An 8,441-nucleotide genomic window follows, 5' to 3' on the forward strand; every position below is an offset into this window, starting at 1 on the left:
CGAAATGTCCGGGAATGGTTTGCCGCCCGCAACCATTTCGCCATAATGTTCGAGGATCGCTTCAATGCGTAACCGTATCTGAAACCCGCATGGGCCAGACCAGATACACAAAGTTCATGACACTCCCCAGCCAAGAAATATCAGATATTTCTGCATCCTCTAAATCAATGTATCGCAGAGCCTTGAGCGATTTCAAAACGTCAAAGCTTTTTATCCGCGTGCGGCTGAGGACTAAGATTTGAAGTTCTGATAACTGTTCAATTTCGGGCGGCAGCTCTTCCAGAGCATTATATATGCCGCCTGAGAGATTTAGCCGGTGGGTGTTGCCCGCTCTTGCTCGAACCACCTTTAGTTTTGCCGCCTCATACGCCTCTTCCGCCTTATCCATCCGTCAAATCCCCTGATCCAATCGCGCCAGCATCCCCCAAACGCGCGCCACCCACAACCCCGCCGTGCGCTGGCCGAACCCGGTCTTCACCCCGCCTGCCTATCCTGCCCCTCGCGCCCATAAGCGCCAAGGGGGACCAAACGGACAGGCAACCGAATGAGCACAGCCCACACGCCCCCGGAAGGGCCGACGCCGGAAAACATGGTGTCCTATTCCGAGCAGTTGCTGGCCCTGAGCATCGCGCGGCTGACGCGCTTGCTGGAGGGTTATGACGAGATCACGCCGCAGACGGGAAAGGAGCTTGCCGAAGAGTTCCGCTCGCTGCGCAAAGCGCTGGAGATTGCTTACCATGAACGTGCCAATATTCAAAAGCTCAAGGGGGCTGGCGCGGTTGGAGGGGCCGCCCTCGACCTTGACGCCGCCCGAGACGAGATCACCCGCCGATTGGATCGCCTGCGCACCGCCAGCCGAGAGGGCGGCGTTTCTGGACAGCCTGAGTGAAAACGCACTGGCCAGCTTGCCGTGGCTTTTTTCCTTCTGGGCCGCCTCGCACCAACTGCCGCCCGAGGGCGATTGGCGCACATGGGTGTGCCTTGGGGGCCGCGGGGCGGGCAAAACGCGCGCGGGCGCGGAATGGGTGCGCAGCATGGTGGAAGGGGCAGGGCCGCTGGATGCCGGGGCGGCGCGCCGCGTGGCGCTGGTGGCTGAAACTTATGACCAAGCGCGCGAGGTGATGGTGTTCGGCGATAGCGGCATTCTGGCCTGCTCGCCCCCCGACCGCCTGCCGCACTGGGAAGCGACGCGGCGGCGGCTGGTCTGGCCCAATGGCGCGGTGGCGCAATGCTTTAGCGCGTCCGACCCCGAGGCGCTGCGCGGGCCGCAATGCGATGCCGCGTGGTGCGACGAGTTGGCGAAATGGCCACGCGCCGAGGACACCTGGGACATGCTGCAATTCGCGTTGCGCTTGGGCGCGCATCCGCGCCAGTTGGTGACAACCACGCCGCGCAATCAAGCCACGCTGAAGGCGGTGTTGGCTGCGCCATCCTCGGTGATGACTCACGCAGCGACAGAGGCGAACCGGGCGTGGCTGGCACCGTCCTTTCTGGAAGAAATCCGCGCGCGCTACAAAGGCACGCATCTGGAGCGGCAGGAGTTGGACGGCGCGTTGCTGGCCGATGCCGAGGGGACATTGTGGCCGCTCGAGCTGCCGGCGCGCGCGGGTGCGCGATGTGCCGGGGTTATCCCGCGTGGTGGTCGCGGTGGACCCGGCGGTGTCCTCGGGCGCGAAATCCGACCTGTGCGGGATTGTGGTGGCGGGCGTTCTGGCCGAGGGGCCGCCTGCTGATTGGCGGGCCTATCTGCTGGAGGATGCGTCTTTGCGCGCGTCGTCCCCAAGTGCCTGGGCGCAAGCCGCGATTGACGCAGCGCGTCGCCACGGGGCGGACCGTATAGTGGCCGAGGTGAACCAAGGCGGCAATTTGGTGGGCGAGGTGTTGCGCCAGATCGACCCGCTGGTGCCGTATCGCGCGGTTCATGCCGCGCGGGGCAAGGCAGTGCGGGCGGAACCTGTCGCGGCTTTGTATGAGCAAGGCCGGGTGTTTCATGCCACACCTTTGCGCGAGTTGGAGGACCAGATGGGGCTGATGATGGCGCAAGGTTACGCGGGCCAAGGCAGCCCCGACCGGGTGGATGCGCTGGTCTGGGCGCTGCATGAATTGATGCTCGCCCCCGCCGCGCGCTGGTCGCAGCCGAAGCTGCGCACGCTGGGCTAAGCGGATCTTCATAGGCTGACGCTAGGGTTTGATCCATGCAGGCGGGGGGCTGTCTGCCCCCCGCACCCCCCGAGGATATTTTTGCAAGGATGAAGGGGGTCAGGTTTGGAGAGGCGGATATGTTCGATTTTCTGCGCAAGGGCGGCGCGCCCGCAACGGCGGTTGGTGACGTGGCAGAGGCCAAGGCGAGCGCGGTGGGTCCCTTGATGGCTGGTCGGCTTGGGGCGCGTGTGCCTGAAGGCGCGGTTGCCACTGGGCGGCGCGATGCTGTGTCGCTGGCGCGTGCGGGGTTCATCGGCAACCCGGTGGGATTTCGGGCCGTCCGGCTGATTTCTGAGGCGGCCGCAGCCTTGCCCCTTGTGCTGCAAGACGCCGAGGCGCGCTATGAGCGCCACCCGCTGCTTGAGTTGCTGGCACGGCCCAATCCCGCGCAAGGCCGGGCTGAGTTGCTGGAGGCATTGTATGGCCAGCTTCTGCTGTCCGGCAACGCCTATGTCGAGGCCGTGCCGGAGGCGACAGGCGGCGTGCAGGAATTGCACATTCTGCGTACCGACCGGATGCGGGTCATTCCCGGTGCGGATGGTTGGCCCGTGGGCTATGATTACCGCGTTGGCGGGCGGGCGCATCGCTTTGCCATGCAGGATGGGGTCGGGCCGATTTGCCATATCCGGTCCTTCCATCCGCAAGATGACCATTACGGGCTGTCACCCTTGGAAGCGGCGAGCCGCGCGGTCGATGTGCATAATGCCGCCTCGACATGGTCTAAAGGATTGCTGGACAATGCCGCGCGGCCCACGGGCGCGATTGTCTACCGGGGCGCCGATGGTCATGGCAGCATGACGCAAGACCAGTTCGACCGCCTGCAAGCCGAGATGGAGGCGCATCATCAGGGCGCGCGCAACGCGGGTCGCCCGATGTTGCTGGATGGGGGGTTGGACTGGAAGCCGATGGGCTTTTCGCCCTCGGACATGGAATTTCAGAAAACCAAGGAAGCGGCGGCGCGCGAGATCGCCATCGCTTTCGGTATTCCGCCCATGTTGTTGGGAATACCGGGCGATGCGACCTATGCCAATTACCAGGAAGCCAACCGTGCCTTCTACCGGCTGACCGTCCTGCCCATGGCCACGCGCGTGACCGCCGCCTTGGCGCATTGGTTGTCGCATTTCATGCCCGGTGATCTGACCTTGCGCCCCGATCTGGACCAGGTGCCGGCCTTGGCGCTCGAGCGTGACCAGCAGTGGCGGCGCGTGGGAGAGGCGTCTTTCCTGACCGATGCCGAAAAGCGCGCCCTGCTGGGCCTGCCCCCGCGGCTGGAGGAGCAATGAGCGCGCGCCGCGCGGTGGGCGGCTCGCGGTATCTGTATGACAGTTTCGAGGCCGCGCAGGCCCGGATCGACGCGCAGGAACGCGTGTTCGAAGCCCGCAAGGAAGCACTGGAATTCCGCATGGTGCGGCTGGAGCAAGCCGTGGAGCGGTTGGAGCGGCGCTTGTGGCTGGCCGTTTATGGCGTGGCAGCAGGCGTTCTGATGCATGGCGCTTTGGCGCTGGTGCAGATCACGACATGAGAAAGGGTTTCCCATGCTGGAATATAAATTTGCCGGGGCTGCGCCGGGGTTGCGTGTTGTGGAAGGCCACGAGATTGCGGGCTATGCCAGCATTTTCGGCCAGCGCGACCGCGGCGGCGATACGGTTGTGGCGGGGGCTTATGCGGCGTCCCTGGCGCGGCTGGCAGCAAGCGGCGATCAAGTGCGCATGCTGTGGCAGCACGACCCCAGCCAGCCTATCGGCGTCTGGGACGAGGTTAGCGAGGATGCCGTTGGCCTTTACGTCAAAGGCCGCCTGTTGCCCGACGTTGCCCGCGCGCGAGAGGCGCAGGCGCTTTTGGCGGCGGGTGCTGTGGATGGGCTGTCCATCGGCTACCGCACCTTGCGCGCCGAAAAGCTGCCCGGCGGCGGGCGGCGCTTGTTGGAGTTGGACCTGTGGGAGGTCAGCCTTGTGACCTTTCCCATGCAGAGCACCGCGCGGATCGACCGCAAGTCGGATGCGGCGCAGGATATCGCGCTTCTGACGGCCAAGCTGAGCGCTGCACGCGCGGCGCTGGCGCAGCTTTAGCCCCCGCGCGCTTAACCCACCGCACGCTGCCTTCACCCGATCTTGGGGCACAGGCGATAGCTTTGCCCTTGGACCGAAAAACACTCGATTGTCATAGGAGAGATGACCCATGACCGACCCCGCGCCCAAGGTTGCGGGCCAGTCCGCTGCGCCCGATACCCCGGAAGCCCCAGAACTGAAGCTTGAACTGAAAACCGCGTGGCACGGCTTTGCCGCCGAGTTCGATGCGTTTCAAGCCGACATTACCCGCAAACTTTCCCAAACCGAAGAGCGATTGACCATGTTGGACCGCAAGACTGCCGTTTCCCCCGCCCGCCCCGTGCTGGACCGCTCTGACGCGGCCGACACATTGCACCACAAGGCGTTCGACGCTTACCTGCGGTCCGGCAACGAGGCCGATCTGCGTGGGCTTCAGCTGGAAGCCAAGGGCCTGAACACAAGTGTGGCTGGCGAGGGCGGCTACCTGGTGGACCCGGCCACGTCGGACACCATTCGCGGCGTGCTGCATAACGCGGCGTCCATCCGCGCGATTGCGTCGGTCGTGATGGTGGAATCCACCTTCTTCGACGTGCTGGTCGATCACACCGACATCTCGTCGGGCTGGGCCACGGAATCCGGCAGCTTGGCCGAGTCCGATACGCCGACGATTGACCGTATTTCCATCCGTCTGCACGAATTGTCGGCCATGCCCAAGGCCAGCCAGCGCCTGCTGGATGATAGCGCATTCGACATCGAGGGTTGGCTGGCCAACCGCATTGCCGGCAAATTCGCCCGCGCCGAAGCTGCCGCCTTCATCAATGGCGATGGCGTCGACAAGCCGCGCGGTTTCCTCGATCACGCAGCCGTCGATGATGCGATCTGGGAATGGGACAATCTGGGCTATATTGCCACGGGTGCGGATGGCGATTTTGCAAGCATCAATGCCGCCGATTCCATTGTCGACCTGGTCTATGCACTGGGGGCCAGCTACCGCGCCAATGCCGTGTTCGTCATGAACTCGAAAACCGCCGGGGCCGTGCGCAAGATGAAAGATGCCGATGGCCGCTTCCTGTGGTCGGATGGCCTGGCCTCTGGCGAGCCTGCGCGGCTGATGGGCTATCCGGTGCTGGTGGCCGAAGACATGCCCGATATTGCCAGCGACAGCTTTGCCATTGCGTTCGGGGATTTCAACGCAGGCTACACCATTGCCGAGCGCCCCGACATGCGCGTGTTGCGCGACCCGTTCAGCGCCAAGCCGCATGTGCTGTTCTACGCCACCAAACGCGTGGGCGGCGATGTGTCCGACTTCAAGGCGATCAAGCTTTTGAAATTCGGCCTGAGCTAAGGCGCAAACGCGATCCCCGTCGCGCCTGTCGCGGCGGGGAAGGGTGCCTCGTGACACCCCGTCCCCCGGTTGCGGGGCACCCACCCTGTTTTCCCACGCAAGAGGCCCCAAATGGACCTGACCGACAGCCCCATCCCGCTGGCCGCCCTGCCGATTGCCGCCTTTCGTGAGCATCTGCGCCTGTCCAGTGGCTTTGCCGATGACACCACGCAAGACGCGTTGCTGGAGCAATATCTGCGCGCCGCACTCACCACGGTCGAGGGGCGCACGGGCCGCGCGTTGATTGCGCGTGATGTGACCTTGCTTCTGGCACGCTGGCGCTCTGACTGCGGGCAGGTTTTGCCGCTGGCCCCGGTTAGCGCCGTGGTCTCTGTGACATTGGTTAACCGCGATGGCGCGACCACGCTTGTGGACCCGGCGCGCTATGCGTTGCAAGCCGATGGCCCGCGTCCGCGCCTTGTGCCTGCGGGCAGCATCCTGCCGCCCATTGCGACAGGCGGGCAGGCGGTAATTTTGTTTACGGCGGGGTTCGGCGCTTGGGGTGATATACCCGCCGACCTGCGCCAAGCGGTGGTCCTGCTGGCCGCGCAATTCTACGAGTCGCGCGATGGCGGCGCATCCGAGGATATGGATTTCGGCATCCGCACATTACTGGAACGCTGGCGCGACCTGCGCCTTGGGGGGCGGGTATGAATACGCCGAAGCTAACCCGCGCCCTGGTGTTGCAAAGCCCGGTGCCCACGCCGGACGGGGCCGGGGGCTATACCACCACATGGCAAAGTCTTGGCACCCATTGGGCCGCGATCGACGCGCGCACCGGGCAGGAACGTTTGGGTGCGCTGGGGCCATCGGGCGACGTGCGCTTGCGCATCACCCTGCGCGCGGCTCCGTTCGGCAATGACCGCCGCCCCCGCCCAGAGCAACGCTTTATCGAGGGCGCGCGCATCTATCGCATTCTGACGGTGGCCGAAAGCGATCCCCAAGGCCGCTACCTTGTCTGCACCGCGCAAGAGGAGCTTCCGGCATGAGCTATCAACTGGCCCCTGCGCTGCAAACCGCGCTCTTTCAGCATCTGTCGAATGATACCGCGCTTACCGCGCTTCTGGGCGGCGCGATCTATGACGCGATCCCGCCCGCCACGCCGCCCAGCACCTATGTGCTGATTGGGCTGGAAGAGGTAACGGACCAATCCGACAAAACCGGCCATGGGGCAGAGCACCGGCTGACTATCAGCGTGCTGACCAATGCCACCGGCTTTCTGCCTGCCAAAGAGATCGCTGCGCGGATTGCCGAAGTGCTGGATGCCCCGGCGCTGACGCTGTCGCGCGGGCGGCTGGTGGCCATGTGGTTCGACCGGGCAGAGGCCCGCAAGATCGAAGGCGACCAGACCCGCCGCATAGACCTGCGCTTTCGCGCGCGGGTCGAGGACTGATTTCAACTTACGGAGGGCACCCCGATGGGCGCACAAAACGGAAAAGACTTGCTGGTCAAGGTGGATATGACCGGCGATGGCCAGTTCGAAACCGTGGCCGGATTGCGCGCCACGCGCATCAGCTTCAACGCGGAAACGGTTGATGTCACGTCACTTTCCAGCGCCGGGGGCTGGCGCGAACTGCTGGGCGGCGCGGGTGTGAAATCGGCCAGTATTTCGGGCGCGGGGGTGTTCCGCGACGCGGGCACCGATGAGCGCGCGCGTGCGATCTTCTTTAATGGAGAGACACCCGAATTTCAGGTCATCATCCCGGATTTCGGCATTATCGAAGGCGCGTTCCAGATCACCGGCCTTGATTATGCGGGCAGCCATAATGGCGAAGCGACGTTTGAATTGTCGCTGGCCAGCGCCGGGCAGCTCGACTTCATCACCGACGGGGGCGCCTGATGGTCAACCCGTTTGCGGGAGAGGTGGAACTGACCCTGAACGGCCAGCCGCACAATCTACGCCTGACCTTGGGCGCTTTGGCCGAACTGGAAGCGGGGCTGGACGGGGAAACCGTGCTGGACCTTGTGACCCGGCTGGAAGGTGGCCAGATCGCCAGCCGCGACGTGCTGGCGATTATTGTCGCAGGCTTGCGCGGGGGGGGCTGGACGGGCCAAGCCGCGGATCTGATGACGGTCGAGATCGCGGGCGGCATGCCCGCCTGCGCTCGGGCCGCTGCGCTTGCGCTGGCCCGCGCCTTTGCTGCGCCATGAGCGGCCTTGATTGGCCCGCGCTGATGCGGCTTGGCCTGCGCCAGTTGCGCCTGCACCCGCGCAATTTCTGGGCGCTGACGCCCGCGGAACTGCTGCTTATGGCGGGGCTGGAGGCTGGCTCTGGCCCGCTGACCCGCGACCGGCTGAACGACCTTGCCGCGCGCTACCCCGACACGCCGAAAGGACCGACACATGACAACGCCCACGGAATTTGAAGTCCAGATCGCCGCGCTGGAATTGCGCCTTGGCCAAGCGGGCGGGCTGGTTGCGGAATTCGACAGCGAATTGGGCAATCTGGGCCGCACCATGACCTTCACCTCGCGTGAGGTGGACGGGCTGTCGCGCAATTTCGCCGGTGGCCTGCGCCGTGCCTTCGATGGTGTCGTCTTTGACGGGATGCGCCTGCAAGACGCGCTGCGCGGTACTGCCCAGACCATGATCGACAGTGTCTATAACGCCGCGATGAAACCCGTGCAGAACGCTTTTGGCGGCTTTCTGGCGCAGGGTGTGAATGGCGCGATGTCGTCCATCCTGAAGGTTTTTCGATGTGGGCCGCAGCACGACGTTGGCGGCCATGAGCTTGCGGCTCACGTTGACAAACCTCGGAAGGAGGAAGCCGCGGGGGTCTTGGATTGGCCTATGGGGAAAGTGTGCAG

13 protein-coding genes and 1 pseudogene are annotated in these 8,441 nt (G+C 64.6%); 13 read left to right on the forward strand and 1 reads right to left on the reverse strand.

What is annotated here, in order from left to right; translation table 11 throughout:
* Positions 1-61 precede the first annotated feature (61 nt).
* Positions 62-388 (reverse strand): leucine-rich repeat domain-containing protein, encoded by a 327-nt coding sequence (locus M3N55_RS16315; protein ID WP_249060929.1) that lies wholly within the window; start codon positions 386-388, stop codon positions 62-64.
* A gap of 156 nt (positions 389-544) precedes the next feature.
* Between M3N55_RS16315 and M3N55_RS16320 the strand changes: the two genes are divergently transcribed.
* From M3N55_RS16320 to M3N55_RS16380, 13 genes and pseudogenes are all read left to right on the forward strand, one after another.
* Complete coding sequence (locus M3N55_RS16320) at positions 545-889, forward strand: hypothetical protein (protein WP_249060930.1); 345 nt, start codon at positions 545-547, stop codon at positions 887-889.
* Positions 873-2,160 (forward strand): annotated as a pseudogene (locus M3N55_RS16325) (DNA-packaging protein). The gene M3N55_RS16320 and the pseudogene M3N55_RS16325 overlap by 17 nt, the downstream one beginning before the upstream one ends.
* Before the next feature lie 119 nt (positions 2,161-2,279).
* Positions 2,280-3,485 carry a phage portal protein gene (locus M3N55_RS16330; protein ID WP_249060931.1) on the forward strand — a complete coding sequence of 402 codons (1,206 nt, stop codon included), beginning with the start codon at positions 2,280-2,282 and terminating at the stop codon, positions 3,483-3,485.
* A complete protein-coding gene (locus tag M3N55_RS16335) occupies positions 3,482-3,724 on the forward strand; it encodes a GTA head formation protein, RCAP_rcc01685 family (protein ID WP_249060932.1) in 243 nt (80 codons plus the stop codon). Before M3N55_RS16330 ends, M3N55_RS16335 begins: the two co-directional genes overlap by 4 nt.
* Before the next feature lie 13 nt (positions 3,725-3,737).
* Complete coding sequence (locus tag M3N55_RS16340) at positions 3,738-4,271, forward strand: HK97 family phage prohead protease (RefSeq protein WP_249060933.1); 534 nt, start codon at positions 3,738-3,740, stop codon at positions 4,269-4,271.
* A 109-nt stretch (positions 4,272-4,380) separates the two neighbouring features.
* The gene (locus tag M3N55_RS16345) at positions 4,381-5,595 is read left to right on the forward strand and encodes a phage major capsid protein (RefSeq protein ID WP_249060934.1); all 1,215 of its coding nucleotides are present in this window, start codon (positions 4,381-4,383) and stop codon (positions 5,593-5,595) included.
* A gap of 111 nt (positions 5,596-5,706) precedes the next feature.
* Positions 5,707-6,288, forward strand: coding sequence for a head-tail connector protein (locus M3N55_RS16350; protein ID WP_249060935.1), 582 nt, complete (start codon positions 5,707-5,709; stop codon positions 6,286-6,288).
* Entirely contained in the window at positions 6,285-6,623 is a 339-nt protein-coding gene (locus M3N55_RS16355; protein WP_249060936.1) for a phage head closure protein, read from the forward strand. The genes M3N55_RS16350 and M3N55_RS16355 overlap by 4 nt, the downstream gene beginning before the upstream one ends.
* Entirely contained in the window at positions 6,620-7,027 is a 408-nt protein-coding gene (locus M3N55_RS16360) for a DUF3168 domain-containing protein (protein WP_249060937.1), read from the forward strand. Before M3N55_RS16355 ends, M3N55_RS16360 begins: the two co-directional genes overlap by 4 nt.
* Before the next feature lie 24 nt (positions 7,028-7,051).
* Positions 7,052-7,474, forward strand: coding sequence for a phage major tail protein, TP901-1 family (locus tag M3N55_RS16365; protein ID WP_072246050.1), 423 nt, complete (start codon positions 7,052-7,054; stop codon positions 7,472-7,474).
* A complete protein-coding gene (locus M3N55_RS16370) occupies positions 7,474-7,785 on the forward strand; it encodes a gene transfer agent family protein (protein WP_249060938.1) in 312 nt (103 codons plus the stop codon). The genes M3N55_RS16365 and M3N55_RS16370 overlap by 1 nt, the downstream gene beginning before the upstream one ends.
* Positions 7,782-8,000: a rcc01693 family protein gene (locus M3N55_RS16375; protein ID WP_249060939.1), complete on the forward strand. Its 219-nt coding sequence runs from the start codon at positions 7,782-7,784 to the stop codon at positions 7,998-8,000. The genes M3N55_RS16370 and M3N55_RS16375 overlap by 4 nt, the downstream gene beginning before the upstream one ends.
* On the forward strand, positions 7,978-8,441 hold a 464-nt coding region (locus M3N55_RS16380), incomplete at its 3' end, for a phage tail tape measure protein (protein WP_428982686.1). The genes M3N55_RS16375 and M3N55_RS16380, both read left to right, overlap by 23 nt.

This window comes from Roseinatronobacter domitianus (assembly GCF_023336755.1).
Lineage (GTDB): Bacteria > Pseudomonadota > Alphaproteobacteria > Rhodobacterales > Rhodobacteraceae > Roseinatronobacter > Roseinatronobacter domitianus.